The 21,485-nt window shown below is 65.8% G+C and carries 16 protein-coding genes; 8 read left to right on the forward strand and 8 right to left on the reverse strand.

What is annotated here, in order from left to right:
- Position 1 precedes the first annotated feature (1 nt).
- The 3 genes from Tharo_RS04680 to Tharo_RS04690 are packed head-to-tail and all read left to right on the forward strand — an operon-like array spanning position 2 to position 3,521.
- On the forward strand, positions 2–1,474 hold the full coding sequence (locus Tharo_RS04680; RefSeq protein ID WP_107220202.1) for a mannose-1-phosphate guanylyltransferase/mannose-6-phosphate isomerase: 1,473 nt from the start codon (positions 2–4) through the stop codon (positions 1,472–1,474).
- A complete protein-coding gene (locus Tharo_RS04685) occupies positions 1,471–2,280 on the forward strand; it encodes an ABC transporter permease (protein ID WP_245880997.1) in 810 nt (269 codons plus the stop codon). Before Tharo_RS04680 ends, Tharo_RS04685 begins: the two co-directional genes overlap by 4 nt.
- Positions 2,280–3,521 carry an ABC transporter ATP-binding protein gene (locus tag Tharo_RS04690; RefSeq protein WP_107220203.1) on the forward strand — a complete coding sequence of 414 codons (1,242 nt, stop codon included), beginning with the start codon at positions 2,280–2,282 and terminating at the stop codon, positions 3,519–3,521. Before Tharo_RS04685 ends, Tharo_RS04690 begins: the two co-directional genes overlap by 1 nt.
- Here the strand turns inward: Tharo_RS04690 and Tharo_RS04695 are convergent.
- The 8 genes from Tharo_RS04695 to Tharo_RS04730 form a co-directional block, all read right to left on the reverse strand.
- Positions 3,494–4,630 (reverse strand): glycosyltransferase family 4 protein, encoded by a 1,137-nt coding sequence (locus Tharo_RS04695; RefSeq protein WP_211309656.1) that lies wholly within the window; start codon positions 4,628–4,630, stop codon positions 3,494–3,496. The genes Tharo_RS04690 and Tharo_RS04695 overlap by 28 nt on opposite strands.
- The gene (locus Tharo_RS04700; protein WP_245880998.1) at positions 4,627–5,514 is read right to left on the reverse strand and encodes an NAD-dependent epimerase/dehydratase family protein; all 888 of its coding nucleotides are present in this window, start codon (positions 5,512–5,514) and stop codon (positions 4,627–4,629) included. Before Tharo_RS04700 ends, Tharo_RS04695 begins: the two co-directional genes overlap by 4 nt.
- Positions 5,515–5,525: 11 nt before the next feature.
- The gene (gene gmd, locus Tharo_RS04705) at positions 5,526–6,563 is read right to left on the reverse strand and encodes a GDP-mannose 4,6-dehydratase (RefSeq protein ID WP_425444944.1); all 1,038 of its coding nucleotides are present in this window, start codon (positions 6,561–6,563) and stop codon (positions 5,526–5,528) included.
- Between the two features lie 122 nt (positions 6,564–6,685).
- Entirely contained in the window at positions 6,686–7,690 is a 1,005-nt protein-coding gene (locus Tharo_RS04710; protein ID WP_107220205.1) for a hypothetical protein, read from the reverse strand.
- Between the two features lie 3 nt (positions 7,691–7,693).
- Positions 7,694–9,094 (reverse strand): MBOAT family O-acyltransferase, encoded by a 1,401-nt coding sequence (locus tag Tharo_RS04715; RefSeq protein WP_107220206.1) that lies wholly within the window; start codon positions 9,092–9,094, stop codon positions 7,694–7,696.
- Positions 9,095–9,136: 42 nt separating this feature from the next.
- The gene (locus Tharo_RS04720) at positions 9,137–12,505 is read right to left on the reverse strand and encodes a glycosyltransferase family 4 protein (protein WP_107220207.1); all 3,369 of its coding nucleotides are present in this window, start codon (positions 12,503–12,505) and stop codon (positions 9,137–9,139) included.
- The gene (locus Tharo_RS04725; RefSeq protein WP_107220208.1) at positions 12,502–13,629 is read right to left on the reverse strand and encodes a glycosyltransferase family 4 protein; all 1,128 of its coding nucleotides are present in this window, start codon (positions 13,627–13,629) and stop codon (positions 12,502–12,504) included. The genes Tharo_RS04720 and Tharo_RS04725 overlap by 4 nt, the downstream gene beginning before the upstream one ends.
- The gene (locus Tharo_RS04730; protein WP_107220209.1) at positions 13,626–14,939 is read right to left on the reverse strand and encodes a methyltransferase domain-containing protein; all 1,314 of its coding nucleotides are present in this window, start codon (positions 14,937–14,939) and stop codon (positions 13,626–13,628) included. Before Tharo_RS04730 ends, Tharo_RS04725 begins: the two co-directional genes overlap by 4 nt.
- A gap of 390 nt (positions 14,940–15,329) precedes the next feature.
- On the opposite strand from Tharo_RS04730, the gene Tharo_RS04735 reads away from it, so the two are divergent.
- The 5 genes from Tharo_RS04735 to Tharo_RS17720 all read left to right on the forward strand — a co-directional run bounded on the left by Tharo_RS04735 (position 15,330) and on the right by Tharo_RS17720 (position 21,482).
- Positions 15,330–18,158, forward strand: coding sequence for a DUF4214 domain-containing protein (locus tag Tharo_RS04735; RefSeq protein ID WP_107220210.1), 2,829 nt, complete (start codon positions 15,330–15,332; stop codon positions 18,156–18,158).
- Positions 18,159–18,505: 347 nt separating this feature from the next.
- Positions 18,506–19,606 carry a transposase gene (locus Tharo_RS04740; RefSeq protein ID WP_107220211.1) on the forward strand — a complete coding sequence of 367 codons (1,101 nt, stop codon included), beginning with the start codon at positions 18,506–18,508 and terminating at the stop codon, positions 19,604–19,606.
- A 147-nt stretch (positions 19,607–19,753) separates the two neighbouring features.
- Complete coding sequence (locus Tharo_RS18150; protein ID WP_425444950.1) at positions 19,754–19,939, forward strand: DUF4160 domain-containing protein; 186 nt, start codon at positions 19,754–19,756, stop codon at positions 19,937–19,939.
- On the forward strand, positions 19,908–20,162 hold the full coding sequence (locus tag Tharo_RS04750; RefSeq protein ID WP_107220213.1) for a DUF2442 domain-containing protein: 255 nt from the start codon (positions 19,908–19,910) through the stop codon (positions 20,160–20,162). The genes Tharo_RS18150 and Tharo_RS04750 overlap by 32 nt, the downstream gene beginning before the upstream one ends.
- A 165-nt stretch (positions 20,163–20,327) precedes the next feature.
- A complete protein-coding gene (locus tag Tharo_RS17720; RefSeq protein WP_211309657.1) occupies positions 20,328–21,482 on the forward strand; it encodes a DUF6447 family protein in 1,155 nt (384 codons plus the stop codon).
- Positions 21,483–21,485 lie beyond the last annotated feature (3 nt).

The following is a 21,485-nucleotide window of genomic DNA, read 5'->3' on the forward strand; positions in this document are numbered from 1 at the left end:
CATGGAAATCTCCTCCCTCCTGCCCGTCATCCTGTCCGGCGGTTCCGGAACGCGGCTGTGGCCGCTGTCGCGCGAAACCTACCCCAAGCAGCTGCTCGCGCTCACCGGCCCCCACACCATGCTGCAGCAGACCGCGCTGCGCCTGGAGGGCCTGGCGGGCAATGCGAAGGTGCTCGACCCGTGCGTGGTCTGCAACGCCGAATACCGCTTCATCACCGCCGAGCAGCTGCAGGCGGCGGGCAAGCCCGCGTCCTCGATCCTGCTCGAACCTTTCGGGCGCAACACCGCTCCGGCCCTGACGCTCGCAGCGCTGCACGCCCACGCCGGCGGGCAGGACCCCCTGCTGCTGGTGATGCCCGCCGACCATGTCATCGCTCGCCAGGACGCCTTCCAGGCTGCGGTGCGCCAGGGCATCCCGGCGGCCAGGGGCGGCGCCATGGTCACCTTCGGCATCGTCCCGGAACGGGCCGAAACCGGCTACGGCTACCTGCGCCGCGGCGCCGCGGCACCCGACGGCAGCTACGCCCTGGACCGCTTCGTCGAGAAACCTGACGCCGAACACGCCCGCCGCTACCTCGACAGCGGCGACTACCTCTGGAACAGCGGGCTGTTCATGATGCACGCCAGCGTCTGGCTCGCCGCGATCGCCCACTTCGACCCGGCGATGCTCGCCGCGTGCACCGCCGCCCTGCAGGCCGCCCGCGCCGACGTCGACTTCATCCGCATCGACACCGCCGCGTTCGAAGCCTGCCCGTCGGACTCCATCGACTACGCCGTGATGGAAAAGCTCGCCGCTGCGCCGCAACTGGGCATCGCCGCCCGAGTCGTGCCGATGGAGGCCGGCTGGTCCGATGTCGGCGCCTGGGATGCGCTGTGGGACATCCTCGACAAGGACGAAGCGGGTAACGCCGCCTGCGGCGAAACCCTGCTCGAGCGCTCCGCCAACTCCCTGCTGTTCGCCAGCAGCCGCCTGGTGGCAGGCGTCGGTCTGGACAACATCGTCGTCGTCGAAACGCCCGACGCCGTCCTTGTCGCCGCCAAGGACTGCGCGCAGGACGTCAAGAAGATTGTCGCCCGGCTCAAGGCCGAAGGGCGGACGTTGGCCGACACGCATCGCAAGGTAAACCGCCCCTGGGGCTGGTACGACTCGATCGACGGCGGCGACCGCTTCCAGGTCAAGCGCATCGTCGTCAAGCCCGGCGCCAGCCTCAGCCTGCAGATGCACCACCACCGCGCCGAACACTGGATCGTGGTGCGCGGCACCGCTGAAGTCACCCATGGCGACAAGGTCATGCTGCTGTCCGAGAACGAATCCACCTACATCCCGCTCGGCCACGTCCACCGCCTCGCCAACCCCGGCAAGGTGCCGCTGGAGATCATCGAAGTGCAGTCCGGCAGCTACCTCGGCGAAGACGACATCGTCCGCTTCGAAGACACCTACGGCCGCGCCCCGGCCGCGCAGCCGGGGGCGTGACCGTGCCTGGCCTGCTCATGCTCCGCGCCCTGTGGGGATACCGCGGTTTTGTCTGGAGCAGCGTGCTGCGTGAATTCAACGGCAAATATCGCGAATCGCTGCTCGGCGCGTTCTGGTCGGTGGCCAATCCGCTGGCCATGATCCTCATCTATACCGTGATCTTCGGCCAGCTCATGCGTCCGACCCTGCCCGGCCATGAGCATGTCCCGTTCGCATTCAGCATCTACCTGTGTGCAGGCGTGATTACCTGGAGCCTGTTCGCCGAGATGCTCGGCCGGCTCAACAACGTATTTCTCGAGCACGGCAACCTGATCAAGAAATCCAGCTTTCCGAGGATCTGCCTGCCTGCGATCGTCGCTTTGTCGGCGCTGATCAACTTCGCCATCGTCTTCGGGCTCTACCTGATCTTCCTCGCGATCATCGGCCACTGGCCGGGCTGGGCGTTGCTGGCGCTGCTGCCGCTGCTGGCCCTGCAACTGCTGTTTACCCTGGGGCTGGGCATTTTTCTGGGCACGCTCAACGTCTTCTTCCGGGACGTCGGCCAGCTCACCGGGGTTGTGCTGCAGTTCTGGTTCTGGCTCACGCCGATCGTCTACACCCTTCCGGCGCTGCCGGAAAAAATCCGCGGCATCATGGCTTATAACCCCATGCACGCGCTCATGGCCGCTTACCAGACCCTGTTTCTCGCACGGGAAATGCCCGACTTTTCCAGCCTGCTGCCGTTCGCCCTGCTGACCGTGGGCTTTCTGCTGCTCGGGGCACGTTTCTTCCTTGCCCGGGTGGGCGAACTGGTGGACGAACTGTAATGGGTGTCCTCACCGTCTCCAATCTCAGCAAGGCCTACAAACGCTACCCCGGCAAGTGGGCGCGTGCACGCGAATGGCTGACCGGCAAACCCGGCCATGACAAAACCTGGGTCCTGCGTGACATCTCCTTCCATGTACGCCCTGGGGAGGCCGTCGGCATCATCGGGGTCAATGGCGCCGGCAAGAGCACGTTGCTGAAAATCATCTGCGGCACCACCCAGCCTACTGGCGGCAGCGCACGCATCGAAGGGCGGGTCGCTGCGCTCCTCGAACTGGGAATGGGGTTCCATCCCGATTTCACTGGCCGCCAGAACGTTTTCATGGCTGGGCAACTGCTCGGCATGACGGGGAGCGAAATTTCCGCCTGCATGCCGGAGATCGAAGCTTTTGCCGAAATCGGAGACTACATCGACCGCCCGGTACGGATGTATTCGAGCGGCATGCAGATGAGGCTGGCATTCAGCGTGGCGACCGCGGTGCGCCCGGACGTGCTGATCGTCGATGAGGCTCTGTCGGTCGGCGATGCCTACTTCCAGCACAAGAGCTTCAACAGGATCCGTGAATTCCGCGAGCAGGGAACCACGCTGCTGATCGTCTCGCACGACCGTGGCGCCATCCAGAACCTGTGCGACCGTGCCCTCCTGCTGGGAGAAGGGCGCGTCATCAAGGATGGCCGGCCGGACGAGGTCATGGACTACTACAACGCCCTCATCGCCGAACGTGAGAACGCCACCGTCGAGGTTCGGGCACTCGCCGACAGCAGGGTGCAGACCTGCTCCGGGACCGGTGAGGCGCGGGTCGAGTCCATCGTCCTGCACAATGCGCAGGGAGAAGCCGTCGAATTCGTCAATGTCGGCGAGCCCGTGCAGCTCGAAGTCCGGGTGCGCATCCATGCCGATCTGCCCGAGCTCGCATTCGGCTACATGATCAAGGATCGCCTCGGCCAGCCGGTGTTCGGCACCAACACCCATTATCTGGGGCTCGAACTCGGCGGTTTCGCGAAAGGCGACAGTTTCGTCCTGCGCTTTTCCTTTCCTGCCAACCTCGGGGTCGGTTCGTATTCGGTGTCCACTGCCCTGCACGTTTCCGACAGCCATCTCGCCAGCAACTATGAATGGCGCGACCTGGCGCTGATGTTCAATGTGCTCAACATCGACCGCAGCACGTTCATCGGGGTCAACTGGATGCTGCCGCAGGTCGAGTACCTGCCGTTTCAGCCGCAGCCCAGTACCTGCCGGTAGATGTCGACGGTCCGGGCCGCGGTCCGGGCCCAGGAAAACCCCGCCGCGCGCGTCCGCCCCTTGCTGCGCAACGCCTGTGCCAGGGCCGGCGTTTCGATCAGGGCGAGCATCGCCCCGGCGATCGCGTCCTCGTCCCGCGGGTCGACCAGCAGGGCCGCATCGCCGGCCACTTCCGGCAGGGACGTGGTTGTCGACGTGATCACCGGTGTGCCGGCCGCGAACGCTTCCAGCACCGGCAGCCCGAAGCCTTCGTGCAGCGAGGGGAACACCAGCGCCGAGGCCATGCTCACCAGCGGCTGCAACTCTTCGTCCGGCACGTGGCGCAGCCAGCGCAGCGTGCCGCCATCGCCCTCGGCCAGGGTGGCGACTTCGGCCTCGCAGCCCCAGCCGGCACGCCCGGCGACCACCAGCGGCACCTCGCGGCGCAGGGCGGGCGCCAGCGCACGGTGGGCAGCGATCACCCGTCCCAGGTTCTTGCGCGGCTGCAGCGTACCGACGAAGACGAAAAACCGCTCCGGCAACGCGTGGCGGGCGCGCACCCGGGCGCACGCCGCCGCCGACGGCGGCAGAAACCAGCGCTCATCGACGCCCAGCGGCGTCACGCTGATCCGCGGCTCGGGAATCCCGAACCATTCCACCAGCTCCTGCCGGGCATGGCTGGAAATGGTGATGACATGCGTCGCCCAGCGCGCGGAGCGCCGCCACAGCGCGTTCTTGATCGCCTTGAAACGGTAGGACACCCACTCCGGGTGGGCCAGCGGAATCGCATCCATCAGGGTCGCGACCACCGGCACGCCGCGCACCGACGGAATCAGGTGGTCGGTGGCATGGACCAGGTCGACCCGGCCCTTCAGCGCGTGGGTGGTGGCCGGGAACGCCGCCCCGCTCAGCAGGGCGAGCAGGGCCTGCAGCTGAAAATCGCCCGCGCGCAACGGCGGATCGGCCGCCAGCGGCGCATCCGGCCCTGAATAGGCGAACGGCAGCACGCGCACACCGGCCTGCTGCGCGAGCTGTCCGAGCAGCGCCCGGGTGTAGTTGCCGATGCCGTCTATGCCGCCCTGCGCCAGCCCCCGGCGCAGCACGGTCGTGCCCAGCGCTACGCGCATCATGCGTGCTCGAGCATCCAGCGCAGGGTGTCCTCGAGCGCGGGCGTTTCCCAGTCGCCGATCAGGCGGCGCAGCCGGGACGCATCGCCGCGCAGGGTCTTCACCTCGTTGCTGCGGACGAAGGCCGGATTGACGTCGACACGCAGCGTATGCCCACTCAGGCGGGTGGCGATCTCCAGGACTTCGCGCAGGCTGTGCACGGTGCCCGAGCAGACATTCACCGTCTCGCCCGCGGGGCGCACTTCCAGCAGGCGGCGGTAGGCCCGCGCCACCGCACGCACGTCGGAAAAATCCCGCCAGACATCGAGATTGCCCAGCTCGATGAATGCCGCCCGGCGCCGGAAGTGGGACACGATCTTCGGCAGCAGGAAGTTGTCCGCCTGCCCGACGCCGGTGTAGTTGAACGGCCGGGCGATGACGATCGGCAGCCTGTCCCCCCACAGCCGGGCCATGTACTCCATCGCCAGCTTGCTCACCGCGTAGTCGTTGGCCGGGTTCGGGGGCGAGGACTCGTCCAGCACTTCGGCGGTCGAATTGCCATACACGTTGGCGCTGCTGGCCAGCAGCACGCACTCGGGCCGGTGTCCGGACGCCGCCAGGGCCGCCAGCAGGTTGCGGGTGCCGATCAGGTTGACCGTGTAGAACGTGTCTGCCTCGCGGTGGCCGGGAAAGGCGATCCCCGCCAGATGGACCACGGCATCCGGGCGGACTTCGGCGACGATCCCGCCCAGCCGGTCCCGGTCCGCCAGGTCGGCCTGCCGGTAACGCGCGTCGTCGGTGGCCGCGCACGTCCCCAGCCCCCAGACCTCCCAGCCGCCGGCGGTCAGTTCATCGGCCACATAGCGGCCGGTAAACCCCTTGATGCCGGTGATCAATGCGCGCTTCACGGCCGCCGCGCTCAGAACGAAAAACCGCGCTCGTTGCGGCGCAGGTCGGCCTCCACCATCATCTGGCACAGCTGCTCCAGCGTCGTCGCCGGCGCCCAGCCCAGCTCGCGCCGGGCCTTTTCCGGGTTGCCGATCAGCAGGTCCACTTCGGCCGGGCGATAAAACTTCGGATTCACCCGCACCAGGGTACGGCCGGACGGCCGGTCGATGCCCACCTCGTTCTCGTCGCGGCCTTCCCACGCCAGCTCGTAGCCGGCGGCACGGGCCGCCATCGACACGAAGTCGCGCACGGTCTCGGTGCGGTGGGTCGCCAGCACATAGGTGTCAGCCTTCTCCGCCTGCAGCATTCGCCACATTCCTTCGACGTACTCCCGGGCGAACCCCCAGTCGCGCCGCGCGTCCAGGTTGCCCAGCTCGAGCACGTCCTGCCGCCCCAGCCGGATCCGGGCCAGGCTGTCGGTCACCTTGCGGGTCAGGAACTCCTTGCCCCGCAGGGGCGACTCGTGGTTGAACAGGATGCCGCTGGCGGCGAACAGGCCATAGCTCTCGCGGTAGTTGATGGTCATCCAGTGCGCATAGAGCTTGGCCACCCCGTAGGGGCTGCGCGGGTAGAACGGCGTCGTCTCGGTCTGCGGGATCGCCTGCACCTTGCCGAACATCTCCGAGGTGGACGCCTGGTAGAAGCGCACCGCCGGGTTCACGATCCGGATCGCCTCGAGCAGGTTCACCGCGCCGAGGCCGGTGATCTCGGCGGTGGTGAGCGGCTGCTCGAACGACACCCCGACGAAGCTCTGCGCGGCCAGGTTATACACCTCGTCCGCGCCCGAGGACTGCAGCAGCCGGATGCTGGAGGACAGGTCGGTGAGGTCGTACTCGACCAGGTTCAGATCGGGGTGCCCGGCGATGCCCAGCTCCTCGATGCGCCAGAAATTGACCGAGCTGGTCCGGCGATAGGTGCCGAAGACGGTGTAGCCTTTGTCCAGCAGCAGCTGGGCGAGATACGCCCCATCCTGGCCGGTGATGCCGGTCACGATTGCGGATTTGCTCACGGAAACCTCTTTTCGAAGGGAGCGCGATGCGCCGAAGGTCTGCATTGCGCCATGGGGTGCTGCCGAATGAAGCCCGTATTATCACATGCGCGGTCGTGCTTTGCTGTCCGGGAGGCGACCGTTCATCGCCTCGCCACCGCTCCGGGGGCGCGGCAGTGCCGCTCGATCATCGGCAGCAACACGTCGGCCAGGCGGTGCGTATGCACGGACCGCATTTCGCTGGTCAGATGGAAGTTGGTGTCGAAAAAGGCGTCTTCTTCATACATGAAATTGAAGGGGTCGCCGCTGTAGTGCAGACCGTGGGTGCGCGCCAGCTCCGGCAGGCGGCGGTAGTAATCGCGCTCCTGCGGATCGCTGCGGTAGGTGGGGCGGGCGAGCATGGCCGGCGGAACGAACAGCGCGCAACCTCCGTCCGCCTCCACCTGGCGTGCGAACCGGCGCCAGCGCGACCAGCTCGCGTTCGATGTGCGGGCTTGCGCCCCATAGCGTTCGGGGGGCGAGCGGGTGACGGCCTCGCGCATCGCGTCGGTGCGCAGCACCCGCTCGCTGTTGCGCTGGTCGCCGCGTTCGTCCAGGTTTTGCGGGCCATACAGCCCGGTCACACGGAATCCCGCGGGCAGTCCGCGGTAGCCTTCCACCACCCGATCCAGGGGCAGCAGCCACATCGTTTTCAGCCAGCGCACGAAACCGATCTCCCCGACCGGCAGCGGGTGGCTGGCCTGGAAATCGATGAACTGGCGGTTGATCGTCGCTTCGTCGTGGTAGAGCGGATACTCCAGCGGCAGCACCACCCAGTCACCGGGCCGCAGTACCCGCACCGCATGATCGATGATGAACGGCGCCAGCACGCCCGCATTGACGGCGAGGTTGATCACCGGACGCCCCAGCCGCTCGCCGAGGGACTTCGAATCGACCCCGAACATCGCGCTCGAACCGGCCACCAGCAGGATGCGCGGCCCCTGCGTGCGGGCTGCCGCAGCCTGTTTCTTGGCATACGCTTGCTCTACCCACTGGTTGTGCATGTGCGGCCGCCCGGCCAGGCCGGCGACCGACAGCAGCCAGCCGCCGCCGAGCACCCCCAGGGCGACGATGGTGCCGGTCACGAAACGCAGGCAGGAGCGCTTCATCGCCTAAAAGTTGAAATAAAGGAAGGCGCGGTCAGGGCGTTCGGCCAGCGTCTTCAGCACCAGGATCAGCAACCCGCCTGCCAGCAGCCCGCGTGCCCCATCGCGCAGAGCGAGGCAGTGCTGCAGCGCCGTCCTGCCGTACATCGACAGCACGAGCAGCACGGGCAGCGCCCATGGCAGGCTCGTGACGAGCTCCAGCCGGGGCAGTTCCTGCACCAGGCTGGCGGGGGCGGTCAGGCTTGGCCCGGACCAGTCCAGCAGGCCGCGATACATGTTCATCGCCACCGCCAGCGAGTTCGCGCGGAATGGAATCCAGACCAGCATCACCGCCGCCGTGGTCAGCGCCAGGCCCAGGGGCGCCGGCAGGGGTGGGAAGGCGCGGCGCCAGGCGTGTGCCGCGCCCAGCAGCAGTCCGTGAATGCCGCCCCACAGCACGAACTGCCAGCCCGCCCCATGCCACAGCCCGCCGAGCAGCATCGTCAGCATCAGGTTGAACGCCTGCCGGAGCCGCCCGCTGTGCCCGCCGCCGAGCGGAACGTAAAGATAGTCGCGCAGGAAGGCAGACAGTGTGATGTGCCAGCGCCGCCAGAAATCGACGATCGAGCTGCTGCGGTAGGGCGCCCTGAAGTTGGTCGGCAACCGGATGCCGAACATCAGACCGAGGCCGACCGCCATGTCGCCATAACCCGAAAAGTCGAAGTAGAGTTGCAGCCCGTAACCGAAGGCTGCAGTCAGCACCTCGACCGCATTCAATGCCTGGCCGCTGGCTGCCGCGCCGAACAACCGGTCCACCCCGGGGGCGATGCTGTCGGCCAGCAGCACCTTTTTCGCCAGTCCCATGCACAGCAAGGTCACACCCAGCGTCCACGGCAGCGGCCGGCCAAGCCATCCCGCCCGCAGCCGCGGCAGGATGTTGCGTGCATGCACGATCGGCCCCGCGATCAGTTGCGGGAAAAAAAGCACGAACAGGGCATAGCGCGCCAGCCCGCTGGTCGTACCCGGCCGGCGCTGGTACAGATCGACATGCCAGGCCATCTGCTGGAAAGTGAAGAACGAAATGCCCAGCGGCAGGGCCCATTGCCAGTGCACGGCCTGCGGCAGGAAACCGAGCAGGAAGCCGGCGTACTTGTAGTACAGCAGCAGGCTCAGGTTGCCGACGATGGCAAGGATCAGCCAGCGGCGAGAAGGCCGCGCCTGCTGGCACCGCCCGAGCGCATGGTTGAGCACGATCGAGGCCAGCAGCAGGGCGCCGTCGTGCCAGCTCCATGACAGATAGAAAATCGTCGACCCGCACAGCAGCACCGCAACCGCCGCCGAGGTCATGCCCCAGCGGCGACAAAGCAGGAACGATACCCACACCAGGGGCAGCAGCTGCAGAAGGAAGGGGTAGGAACTGAAGATCACGCCTGGCGCACCTCCACGGGGAGGGCGTGCGGAGTCGCCCTGTCAGGTCCGTTCCGCACTGGCACAGATCACGTTCCACAGCCGCTTCGAGACCGCCGGCCAGCGGTGGGCTGCGGCCCAGCGTTCGCGTTCGGATGCGTAGGGGTCCACCCCTGCCAGCCACTGGCGCAGGCCCGCCGCCAGATCGGCCGGGCGGTCGCCGGGCAGGGTGTACACCACCTCGCGCACGTCGGCGAAAATCGGCGCCGGTGTCACCGCCACCGGCACGCCCACGGCCAGCCCCCAGCGTACCGAGGCGCTGGACGACTCCCCAGTCGGCCCGGTCGGATAGACCAGCCGGTCGGTAAGCGCGAGCCGGTCGAGGGCCACGGCCTCGCTCAGGAACGCGGTTTCCAGCGTGATGTCGCGCTTCCAGCGCGAAGCCGCGATGTGGGCCTCGATCTGCTCACGGTAGGTCCGCGACGGAGGTGCAGGGTATTCCGGCGTCTGCAGCAGCAGGCGCAGCTGCGGGTGGGTCGGGCGCAGCTGCTCGAAGGCTTCCACCAGCTCCAGGTAGCCCTTGTTCGGCAGCAGGAAGCCGCCCGTTCCGATCACCACGTCTTCCGGCCCGTAGCCGGCGGTCGCCCGCGCCCGTGCGCGGCGAACGGCGTTGGCCTCGAATTCGGGAATGCCATGGGCCAGCAGCATCGCGTTGCCGTCCAGCCCCATGTCCTTGAGGCGGTTGATGTCGTCGATCGAATGCACCATCAGGCGGGTGCAACGCCGCAGGCCGGCATGGGCATGGCGCAGGGACTTTGCCACCGACCCCCACATCACGTCGCGGGTCGCGTGCAGCACCGCATGGCAAGCCACGCCGGCGTCGGCCAGGCGTACGAGCAGCCGGCTCCATGCAGCCAGATCGAAAAAGGCGAAGTTGAACTGGAAAATCACCGCTTCCGCGCCCCACGCCAGCAAGGCCTCGCCCAGGCGTTCCAGCGTATCGCCGGCGCCGCTCTTCCAGCAGCGCTCCACCACGATGTCGGGGTCGTCCGCGAACTGCGCATCCTCGTTGGCGAACACCCTGAACGCCGTATGCGGAAAGCACAATGTCTGCGCCCGCGCGTAGTCGGCGATTCCGCAGCGCGAATTCCACGACGACACCAGCGCCACCCGCGTCGGCGCCGGCCTGATGGTGGGGGGGCACAGCGTGCTCCGGGCCGTGCGCAGGCGCTGCACGGCCGCCGCCCAGGTGAAATCGCGCGCCACCCGTGCGTGCGCGGCAGCGCAGCGCTGCGCGCGCACGTCGGCGGGCGCATCGAACACGGCGCGCAACTGCGTACACAAACTGTCTTCGCAGGGATCGGCCCACACCGAGTTGAACAGGCCGAAATGCGATTGGGCGCGCGCATACCGGTAGTCCACCAGCCAGGCCGTGTCCTCGTCGCAGAAATCGCGCTGGCCGCCGTGCGCGCTCGCCAGCACCGGCACGCCCAGCAGCATCGCCTCGGCCAGCGGCAGGCCGAAGCCTTCGCCCCGGGCCACGCCGACGAAGGCGTCCGCCTGCTCGTACAGCGCGCGCAGGGCGCCCGCGCTCAGCTCACCGTCGATATGCACGACCAGTGCCGCATCGGGGTGCTGTGTGCGCCATGCCGGCAGATCGTGTGCAAAGGTGTTGTGCGGATTGGCAAAAGTCTTCACCACCAGCCGCACCGGGTCACGCGTGCTGAAGGCGCGCGCCCAGGCCCGCAACAGCACGTCCAGCCCTTTGCGCGGAAAACCCGATGAAATATGGACGAAGGTGAAGACCCCGTCTTCCCTGCGCACCGGCAGCGCTGCCGGCGCTGCGGCCGCCCGCAGCACATGGTCCACGCCCAGGCCGACCACCACGATCGGCACCCGCACGCCGTTGTCCTGGAGCACGCGCCTGACGAAATCCGACATCACCGTGATCCCGCTCAGGCTGTCGTTGAAGGCATCCACCCACGGCGCCGGAAACCCGGACTCTTCCCAGCCGTAACTCAGCAGCCAGGCGTCGCGCCCGCGCATCGCCGACACCCGCGGCGGATAGCAGTTGCGGGTGACGACGTCGGCGAAACCGGCCTGCCGGCCGCGCTCCCACGCTGCGCGAAGGTCGGGGTTTTCCGCCAGGAAGCCGGGCTCGGGGTCGAAATCGCCGTCGCCTTCGGTGCTGTGCAGGCTCACGCTGTCGCCGGCTTCCAGCAGGCCGCGGGCGAACTCGCGGTTGACCAGCGCCAGGCTGTAATGGCGGTCGAACGGTCCCTCGATGCGCCAGTCGATGGCGCGCCGGCTCACGAAGTCCGGCCCCGCCTGCGGCTGCGCCGGCACCTCCACCCCCAGCGCCTCCAGAAACTCCGCCAGGCCGGCGGCCAGCCGGTCATAGTCGTAGGTGCGCAGGTTGTCGCGCTGGCCCTGCACCATGCGCCGGCGCAGCCCGGGCTCGCGCGCGAGCAGGGCGATCAGCGCGGCCAGCCGGGCCGGGTCCTTGTCTTCGCACACCAGCCCGCCGCAGCCCAGGGTGGCCGCCACGTTGCTGCTGTTCCAGGCCACGACCGGCAGATCGAACAGCATCGCCTCGATCAGCGGCATGCCGAAGCCTTCGTGCTCGCTCAGGCAGACGAACACGTCGGCCGTGCGATACAGCGCGAACAGCGTCGCCTCGTCCACCTTGCCCAGCAGGTGGACATACCCTTCCAGGCCGCAGCGCGCGATTTCGGCATGCAGCTCGGCCTCGTACTCGGCGCTCGACACGCCGCCGGCCAGTAGCAGTTCGACCGGGCGATCCATGCGCGGCAGCAGCGCCGCCATCAGCGCCAGCAGGTCGTGCTGGCATTTGTTGGGTGCGATGCGGCCCACGAACAGCAGCGTGAAGCGGTCCTCGTGCGCCGTCACCGTTGTCCTGTCCCAGGGCGCATCCAGGCACTGGCGCACATCCACCAGCAGGGGCAGGGTACGCACCGGGGCGTAGCCCAGGGCAGTCAGCTCCTCGCTGTTGTAGGGCGACATGCCGATGCAGGCGCTGAACACGCGCTGCGCCTGCCATTCCGCCAGCATCGCCCGGCCGCGCACCGACAGGGCGTGCACCGGGTGCGCCGCCGGAAAGAAATGCGCCGGGGTGATGTTGTGATAGACGAGGATCTTGCGCATCGGCAGGCGCGCCACCCATTCACCGTGTTCATGTCCCAGGGTGTGGTGCACCAGCAGCACGTCGTCGGCGTGCGCATCGTCGGCCAGCGCTTCGGCCGGCCTGACTTCGTCCGCCAGCGCCGGCGGAATCGTGAACGCGTACAGCTCGGAGGCAAAGCCCAGCTCGCGCAGCATCCGCCGGGTGAAGAACATTCCGTTCGAGGCGCCGTCGCCCGGCAGCACCGCGGGGCTGAACTGATGCACCGCGGCGGGTTTGTGCCGGCTCATGACGCGGCCCCGGTTACGGTGCGGGAGAGCCGTTCGGCGCCGGTTCCCACACCCAGATCACCCAGGCACGCATGCAGGTCGGCAACCAGGCGTGCGCGCTCGAAGCGCTCCACCCGCTCCTGCTGCCCGGCGATCAGGGCTGCGCGCAGCGCGGGATCAGCCGCCACACACGCGATCGTCGCGGCGACCTGTTCCGGCGCGCACTCCTGCATCACCAGGCCGCCGCAGCCCATGGTGTCGGCCACGCTGGCAAAGTCCGCCGCGATCACCGGCAGATCGAACAGCATTGCCTCGATCAGCGGCATGCCGAAACCTTCATGCTCGCTCAGGCAGACGAAGATATCCGCTGCCCGGTACAGTCCGTACAGGGTCGCCTCGTCCACCTTGCCCATCAGGTGCACGTAGCCTTCCAGCGCCAGGCGCCGGATCGCGTCGCGCAGCTGGGCCTCGTATTCCGCGCTCGCGCTGCCGCCCACCAGCAGCAGCTCGGCCGGCTGCGCCAGGCGCGGCAGCAGCGCAGCCATCACTTCCAGCAGCCGGTGCTGGCATTTGTGGGGAGACAGGCGGCCGACGAACAGCAAGGTGAAGCGATCCGCATGGTTCTGCACCACGCCGGCGTCCCACGGGCGCGCCCGGCAGGCATCCACGTCGACCAGCAGCGGAATCGTGCGCACCGCAGTAAAACCCAGCCCGCGCAGTTCGCCGCTGTTGTAGTCCGAGTCGCCGATGCAGGCGACGAAGCGTCCGGCGGCCTGCCAGCGCCGGAGCATGTCCCGGCCCCGTAACGAAAGCGCATGCACCGGATGTTCGGCGGGAAAGAAGCTGGCCGGTGTTATGTTGTGATAAACCAAGACCTTGCGGGCCTTGCGCTGATCGATCCAGTCTCCGAAGTCGTGGCCCAGCGCATGGTGCACCAGCAGCACCTGGTCGGCATCGTCCGCGCACCCGGTAGGAAAGTGCACCTCGCCCTTCAGCGCTTCGGGAATGGTGAAGGCGAAGATCTCCGAGTCGAAACCCATTTCGCGCAGCAACGCGCGGGTGAAGAAAATCCCGTTCGACACCCCGTCGCCGGCGTCGATGCCTGGCGTGAACTGGTGCACCGCCGGCCTGCGCGGCGCGTTCATCCGGCCGCCTTCCGCGCGATCACCGCATAATCCTGCGGGCCATACAGCAGCGTGTTGAAGCGGTCTCCCACCGCGTCGCCGGGGGGAAAGCGCAGATCTTCATCGGCCGGATGCAGGCGCTCGACCTGCACGTCGGCAAAACCGCGCGAACGGACGGTAAACGCCAGCAGATCCGCCGGAATCGGGCGCAGATGGCTGGGGTCCAGCCAGAAACTGTGCGTGGCCACCAGCAGATTGGCCGGATCGGGCGTCTCCAGGATCAGCACGCCGCCCGGGCGCAGCACGCGCAGCGCTTCGTCGAGCACGTCGACCAGGGTCTCGAAAGGCAGGTGCTCCACCACGTGCAGGGCGCCGATCCCGCCGAGCGAGGCGGCCTCGCGCCGCCGCAGCCAGTCCAGCAGGTCCGCTTCGGCCACGCTCAGGTCCTGTGCGCGGCAGCGTTCGATCGCCGCGCTGTTGCTATCCACGCCGAACGCGACCAGGCCCGCTTCGCTCAGCACCGCCAGCCATTCGCCGCGGCCGCAGCCCAGATCCGCAAACGGCGCCTCCGTCGTGCCGGCGCGAGCCGCCTGGACCGGCGGCAGGTAATGCGCCACCCGCGCGCGGATGGTTTCCGGCGCGCCGCGCCAGGCATCTTCGAAATCCTGGTAGAAACGGGCCATCGTCGCCGACAGCGGCGCGGCCGGACGTGTCTCCCCGTCCGCGCCGGAAGCCGGACGGGGCGTGCCGGGCGCCGCTTTCAGCCGCGCCGTCTCCTGCATCAGTGCCGCCAGAGTTTCGTGCATCAGCACCTGCCGGGCCTCGAGGCGCGCGCGCTCGGAAGCCGCCTGCGCCAGGCCCTCGGCGAGGGCGTCCTGCAACTGCGCCGCGCGTGCGTCCTGGCGTTCCGCTTCGGTGCGGAGCTGGTCATGCAGCTGTGCCTGGGTCTGGGCCTGGCGCTGCAGGGCCGCGCCCGCTTCGTCCAGCCGGGCCTGATGGGCGCCGACCCAGTCGGCGAGCCGGGGCAGGGTGGCGAGCCAGCGCATCCAGCGCAGGCTGTAGAACAGCAGCGGCCGCCGGCTCAGCGCGGGCAGGGCGGCGAGCCCCTTGCGCCAGCACCCGTGCGCAAACCGGTGCAGGCGCGGCCAGCGCTGCAGGCGCTCGCCCAGGCGCTGCACCCAGGCGGGCGATGCGCCCGGCGGCGCGGTCTCCACCCGCAGGGTGTGCAGGGGCGCCGGAGGTACGCGCGTGCCCGGCGGTCGCCGCAACTCCTGCTCCACCGCCGCCGTCAGCGCGGCATAGTCGACATGCGGGTTTTGCTCGAGAAACATCGGGTGTTTGCCAGATCAGAGTGGGGCGCGCAGCCCGGGAGCGCCGAAAGGGCGCAAGTGTATTGAGCAGCCCCCCCAGCGTCAAACGCTTGCCTGCCGGTGCGTGCTACGGCGGCGGCGGCGGGGGGGGGCGCCACTGTGTGATGCGGAAAGTGTGGCTATTTTGCGAACGGAATGGGATAAAACCCGTTGTCTGGTTGTTGCAAAACCGCGGCATTGTGTATGATCCTGCCCGTGTCTGCCGGTTGACACGTGGCCGGAACAGCAACAAACCCATTACTGGGGGCCATGCCCCGATGGGGGGATGGCAACAGACCGCGGAGCCGACGGGTTCCTTTTTTCTGTGGTACGGTCTGACTGTCGATTCGACTTTTACTGGAGAACTACTCAATGGCAACCGTTTCTGAACAGATTCAACAGATCTACATCGGCCTGCTGGGCCGCGCTGCCGATCAGGCCGGTCTGGATTACTGGACCAATGAAATCGAAACCGGTGTCCTCACCATCGAGCAGCTGCGCGCCAACATCGTCAATGAGCAGCCCGAATACATCGCGGGCCAGGGCAGCATGACGCGCGCCCAGGCAGTTGCCGACCTGTACGAAAACCTGTTCAACCGCCTGCCGGACGCCCAAGGCCTGGAATACTGGGTCAATGGCGAAGGTTCCAGCGTGAATGTCGACCAGCTCGTGCTCGCGCTGATCGATGGCGCTTCGGCTGCCGATCAACTGGTGCTCGACAACAAGACCGAAGTCGCCGAGTACTATACTGCGGCTGCCGGTGACGATTACACCAAGGAAGCAGCGACTGGTGCAGTCGATGATGTCAATGCTACCCGTGACTCGGTCGAAGATGCGATCGACGCGATTGATGCAGGCACTATTGCGACTGGTGAAACCTTCAAGCTCACTACTGGTATTGACCAAGGCGCTGCTTTCGTTGGTACCTCTGGCAACGATACCTTCAACGCTCTCGACGGCGCAGCAGCTGCCGCGACCTTCACTGCTCTGGACAGCATTGACGGCGGTGCTGGTACTGATACCCTGAATATCATCCAAACAACAGCAGTCGCCGCCGTGCCGAGCGCTGTTGTCAAGAACATCGAAACCGCTAATGTAACCAGCGGCGCTGACGTAAATATCGATACAACCGCTTGGACTGGCCTGACCCAGCTGAACGTGACATCGGCTGCTACCGCTGCTGAAACTATCACTGCAGCCACGACCACCGGCGTCTCTATTACTAACTCGACCGCTTTCGACGTGAACGTTGTTGGCGGCGGCCTCGTTGGCTCTGTAACCACTGGCGCAACTGGCACCATCACCATCGGTAAGGCTGGCGGCGGCGCTGGTGTTGCTGCTGATGCCAATGCCTTCACTTCCGTTTCGATCAAGGGCGGCAATGCAGCTTTCGTGACCGACAACTCGGGCACCACCGGTGCTATTGGTACCAAACTGACTGCCGTGACCGTTGACGGCACTGCTGGTACCGTGGCCCTTGCCGGTGACGCCATTGCCGACGTGACCGTTAAGAATGGTGTGGCTGCAACCGCTGTCACCGTGACCAATGCTGCCACTGCCGATCAGACGCTGAATCTGACCCTGGACAACAACGCCGCTGGCGTGAATGTTGTTGACGCGACGGCCAAAACCGTGACCGTCACTGCTACTGGCACCAAAGCCTCCACGATCGATCTGACGATTGCTGGTGCTACTGCGCTGACTACTGCTGGTGCTGCTGACCTGACTCTGGCGACTGTTGCCGAAGATTACGCCGCCCTGAAGACGCTGACCATCAACAACACCGGTGCATTCAACGCCGATCTGTCGGCTGCTAACAGCGCATCTGCGGCCGCTCTGACCTCCATCGTTGCTACCGCATCGACTGGTGCAAACACTCTGGCTATCGATGCAACGAAGACCACTTATGCTGGTGGCTCTGGTGTCGATACGGTGGCTGTCGTCGCAGCAGCGACCAAGACCGTCGACGGCGGCGCTGGTACCGCTGACGTGATCAATCTCGCTGGTGTAGGCGGTACGTTGCTGACCGCTGCTACTGCTGCCAAGATCACCAACTTCGAAGTGCTGTCCACCACTGGCGGTTCGGGTAACTTCGACGTGGCGTTGCTGACCGGCATTACTGGTCTGACGCAAGGTGTGCTGGGTGGCGCTGTTGTGTACAACAACGTTGCAGCTGGCACTGGTCTGAAAGTTACTGCCTCCGCTGGTAACACCACTGCGTACAACCTGGCCAACGTGCTGGGTACCACTGACGTTTTCAACCTGACCGTGAGTTCCGCTGCTGCTGTGGACACCGGTGCTATCACCGCCAATGGCGTTGAAACCATCAACGTCGCCTCGACCGACACGGACACCACTCAGCATCAAAACACTGTTAGCCTGGCTAGCAATGCGCTGAAGTCGGTGGTTTTCACTGGTAACGCAGGTGTTGCGCTGACTGCTGCTGACACGACCATCACTTCGGTTGATGCTTCCGCTCTGAGCCTGACTGGTACCGTGGCCGCTAACGGTGGTTTCACCTGGACTTCGGGTGCCGTGACAGACAACCTGGTCGTCAAGGGTTCTGCTACTGGCGGTGACAATATTGACGTGTCTTTGGCTGCGACCGCCACCAAGACTGTCACGGTTACCACTTATGCTGGCACCAACACCATTGACGGTAGCGATACTCTGGTTAACAACATCACTGGCGGTACTGGTGCAGATACTATCATCGGTGGTGCAGCGGCTGACGTGATTGTTGGTGGCGGCGGTGCTGACGTTATCACCGGTGGCGCTGGTGCAGACAAGATCACGATCTCTGGCAACACCGCTACGGTCACGATCGCTGCAATTGGTGATTCCGGTGCCAACACCTCGGATTCGATCCAAGTTGCTGAGCTGACCTCCACGTTTGATGTTGTCATTGGCGCCACCGCTGGCACCAAGATTGACTTGGCTGCTATCGATAACACCTTCGCGACCGCTGATCTCGTGCTGAACGGCACCAACCTGGCAGGTCAAGACGACAAGATCGTGTTCGTCAATGGTACCTACAACGCCGACGCTGGCACCTTCACGTATGCTGCCAACGGTCCTGACACGGTTGTGACCTATGACACCACTGTCGCCGCCGGTACTGCATACGAGTCCATCATTCTGGTGGGTGTCGATGCAGGTGCTACCACTTCGGCTGCTGCTGGCATTATCACTCTCGCCTAATCTCCCCCGGAGACAAGCACCCGCTCTCGGGTAGGTGCTTGAGGTGATTGAAACCCTGTCCTTCGAAAGAGGGGCAGGGTTTTTTAACGTCTGCTATCCGCGTTATGCCCACCTGAGCCGCGAGCGACTGCGGGAGGCGGTGGTTGTGGTGAGGGTGGGGTGAGGATCAAAGACGCACTTTGCGATAAGCTGGCGGAAGAAAATAACAGAGACGCATAAATGGCAAAGACGTGCATCATCTGCAATGGACCCACAGGCTCAGGTGAGCACGTGTTTCCAGCTGCATTCAAAACAAAAGGACACCCACTTTGTTTGACGCTGACATGAGTCTCGCCTAGTCTTACGTCATGACCCGCCCGCGCGCCGCCCTCGTCTCCGTCGCCGACACCCCGTGGTACCACGTCGTCTCGCGCTGCGTGCGCCGGGCCTTCCTGTGCGGCTCGGACGCCCACAGCGGCCAGTGCTTCGAGCACCGCCGCGGCTGGATCGTCGAGCGCGTGAAGCAGCTGGCCGGCGTCTTTGCCATCGATATCGCTGCCTACGCGGTGATGAGCAATCACTACCACCTGGTGCTGCGCATCGACGCCGAGCGCGCCCGCGCCTGGAGTCGGGACGAAGTGCTGCGCCGCTGGACCCAGCTCTTCGACGGCCCGCTGGCCGTGCAGCGCGTGCTGGCAGGCAAGGGCGACCAACTGGACGCCGCCACCCAGCTCGCCATCGACGCCTGGGCGGAGACCTACCGCGCCCGCCTGTGCGACCTGTCCTGGTTCATGCGCGTGCTGAACGAAACCATTGCCCGCAAGGCCAATGCCGAAGACGACGTCACCGGCCGCTTCTGGGAAGGCCGCTTCAAGAGCCAGGCGCTGCTCGATCAGCAAGCCGTGCTGACGGCCATGGCCTATGTGGATCTGAATCCGATCCGCGCGAATATGGCCGAAACCCCGGAGGATTCCGAGCACACCTCGGTGGCCGAGCGCATCGCCGCGCTCAGGCCCGACCCCTGCGCCGAACTCCGACCGGCCAGCCCCGCAGCGCTGTCCACACCGACCGTCCCGCCGGCCACCGCCCCCATCGCCGACCTCGCCCTCAAGTGCGAGGCCCATCTGGCCCCACTGCCGCTGCAGCCGCTGATGCCGTTTGACCCCTCCGTCCGTCTCGGGGCCGCGATTCCCTTCGCCTTCGACGATTACCTGGAACTGGTCGAATCCACCGGCCGCTGCATCCGCCCGGACAAACGCGGCGCCATATCCGACCACACACCGGCGCTGCTTGATCGCCTGAACATCGACCCCGAACGCTTCATCGACTGCGCAACGAAGCTGATGCAGCAGTTCGGCAGCGCCGTCGGTGCGCCTGTGCATCTCACCGCCCTGTGTGCGGCGCGACAGGTGAAGTATCTGCGCGGGATGGCGGCGGCGAAGGGGGTGTTCGAGCGCAGGGCGGCGTGAGACTGGGCCGACTTGGTCGGTACTGCGTTGACTCGGGTTGTCTTCCTGGCTTCAACACACTGAAGGAGTTCGACGGTGCCGGCGGTGTTCAGGTATCAAGGCGTTCGTTTCTTCTTTTACTCGAACGAGGGCAGTCCGCGCGAGACTGTGCATATTCACGCTCAGCGTGGTGAGTGCCTGGCGAAGGTCTGGCTGTACCCTGAACCCGTTATTGCGGAAAGTTTTGGCTTTTCACCTTTGGAGATGCGGACCATAATCGAACAGGTACGTCGCCATACAGACGACATCGAGAGGGCATGGAATGAGCACTTTGGCCAAGGGTCTGCGTTTTGATGATTCGATGATGTGGGTCGAGCTGATGGATGGTCGTCAGCTGGGCGTGCCGCTGGCCTACTTCCCACGTTTGCTCGATGCGGCCCCGCAACAGCGCGGTGATTACGTCATCAGTGGTGGGGGGGCGGGTATCCATTGGGATGCGCTTGATGAAGACATTTCTGTCGAGGGCTTGCTTGCTGGGCGTGGCGATTTGACTGCACGACATCGGATGGCGGCTTGACGCGAAGAGGTTATAAGAGACCACGATTTCACTAAAATCGGAGCCTGTTCCCGTTACCTGAGGCGCAAGCTCTTCGAACCCTGTCCTTCTCACGGGGGGCAGGGTTTTTTCATGAGCGCGTTCAGGTAGAGTGCGCTGCTGAAAAAGCCACCCAGTGCGTAATCCTTGGATCGTCTAATTTCCCCTGCTGGCTCACCCTTCGCGTCCGCCCCCTGGCGTCTGCAGCCCCTGCTGCCTAACGAACCCTGCCTGCACCTGCCCGCAGCCGAGCGCGCACTGTCTGAGCGCCACCTGCTGCTGGTGCTGCCTGAGCTGGAAGCCTTCTTCCTCGCCGTGCGGCTGCAGCTCGACCCCGAACTTGAACGTCTGCAGCCGGTGAAGCTGGGCAAGCCCTATCCGCTGGGCCAGTGCCTGGAAATTGCGCTGGCGGTCGAAAAGCGTCTGCGCACCGTCGAGGCCACACACCTCCCGGCCGAAGCCACCGCAGGCTTGCGGGCTTTCAAGGCCTTTCTGCGCGCAGGAGGTTCGTTCCGCCAAGTGTGGGGTGACCTGCGCGGACAGTATTTCCAGAACGCCTTTCAGTTGGGCTGCCTCTATGTCGATGTGTCCAACGACACGGTCGTGCCGACCAAGCCCAAGGTGGAAATCCTGCCGTTCGAGGCCGCGAACTTCGTTCCCATCCGCAGCTTTGCCCAGTTCCGCCAGATTGCCACGTCCTACTGGCAGGACCAGGTCTTCCCCAACCATGTGCTGCCCGAACTCGCCCCGCACTGCCCGCTGATCCATGTCAGCCAGACCGGCCGCATCAAACTGCACGATGCCACGCAATACATGCTGGCGATGACCCATGCCGACGCCTTCCGCCCGAGCGAGGCCGTGTTGTGCGAAGCGCCTATGCCCGTCGCCCTGTTTGAGAGAATCCGCAGCGGGTTGGCTGAGCACGGTCATCGGCTACCTCTCGACCCTGAGCAGGGGAGGCGGCTCGCCCTGCTGCGCTGCCGCCAGTTCCGTGCCAAGCGCCTGCATCGCCAGCCCAAGACTGTCTCCCAGGTCATTCCGGCCGTCCAACACATCAACCGCCAGCTGGCCCAGGCCAGCCTTGCCCAATATCAACACAAAAAAACCATGCCCACGCTCAAGATCGACAACGTCGAGTACGACCTCGACAGCCTCTCTGAAGAAGCAAAAGTGCAGCTGCAGAGTATCCAGTTCGTCGACCAGGAGCTCGCCAAATTGCAAATGCAGGTGGCGGCCATGCAGACGGCGCGCAACGCCTACATGAACGCGCTGAAGGCAGCGCTGCCCACCGCACCAAAATAAGGT

Origin of the sequence: Thauera aromatica K172 (genome assembly GCF_003030465.1) — a bacterium.
Taxonomy (GTDB): domain Bacteria; phylum Pseudomonadota; class Gammaproteobacteria; order Burkholderiales; family Rhodocyclaceae; genus Thauera; species Thauera aromatica.

Bases quoted from the DNA above. Each gene is read 5' to 3' on its own strand.
- Tharo_RS04680 (WP_107220202.1), top strand. From the start codon at position 2: ATGGAAATCTCCTCCCTCCTGCCCGTCATCCTGTCCGGCGGTTCCGGA.
- Tharo_RS04690 (WP_107220203.1), top strand. From the start codon at position 2,280: ATGGGTGTCCTCACCGTCTCCAATCTCAGCAAGGCCTACAAACGCTAC.
- Tharo_RS04695 (WP_211309656.1), bottom strand. From the start codon at position 4,630: ATGATGCGCGTAGCGCTGGGCACGACCGTGCTGCGCCGGGGGCTGGCG.
- Tharo_RS04710 (WP_107220205.1), bottom strand. From the start codon at position 7,690: ATGAAGCGCTCCTGCCTGCGTTTCGTGACCGGCACCATCGTCGCCCTG.
- Tharo_RS04720 (WP_107220207.1), bottom strand. From the start codon at position 12,505: ATGAGCCGGCACAAACCCGCCGCGGTGCATCAGTTCAGCCCCGCGGTG.
- Tharo_RS04725 (WP_107220208.1), bottom strand. From the start codon at position 13,629: ATGAACGCGCCGCGCAGGCCGGCGGTGCACCAGTTCACGCCAGGCATC.
- Tharo_RS04730 (WP_107220209.1), bottom strand. From the start codon at position 14,939: ATGTTTCTCGAGCAAAACCCGCATGTCGACTATGCCGCGCTGACGGCG.
- Tharo_RS04735 (WP_107220210.1), top strand. From the start codon at position 15,330: ATGGCAACCGTTTCTGAACAGATTCAACAGATCTACATCGGCCTGCTG.
- Tharo_RS04740 (WP_107220211.1), top strand. From the start codon at position 18,506: ATGACCCGCCCGCGCGCCGCCCTCGTCTCCGTCGCCGACACCCCGTGG.
- Tharo_RS04750 (WP_107220213.1), top strand. From the start codon at position 19,908: ATGAGCACTTTGGCCAAGGGTCTGCGTTTTGATGATTCGATGATGTGG.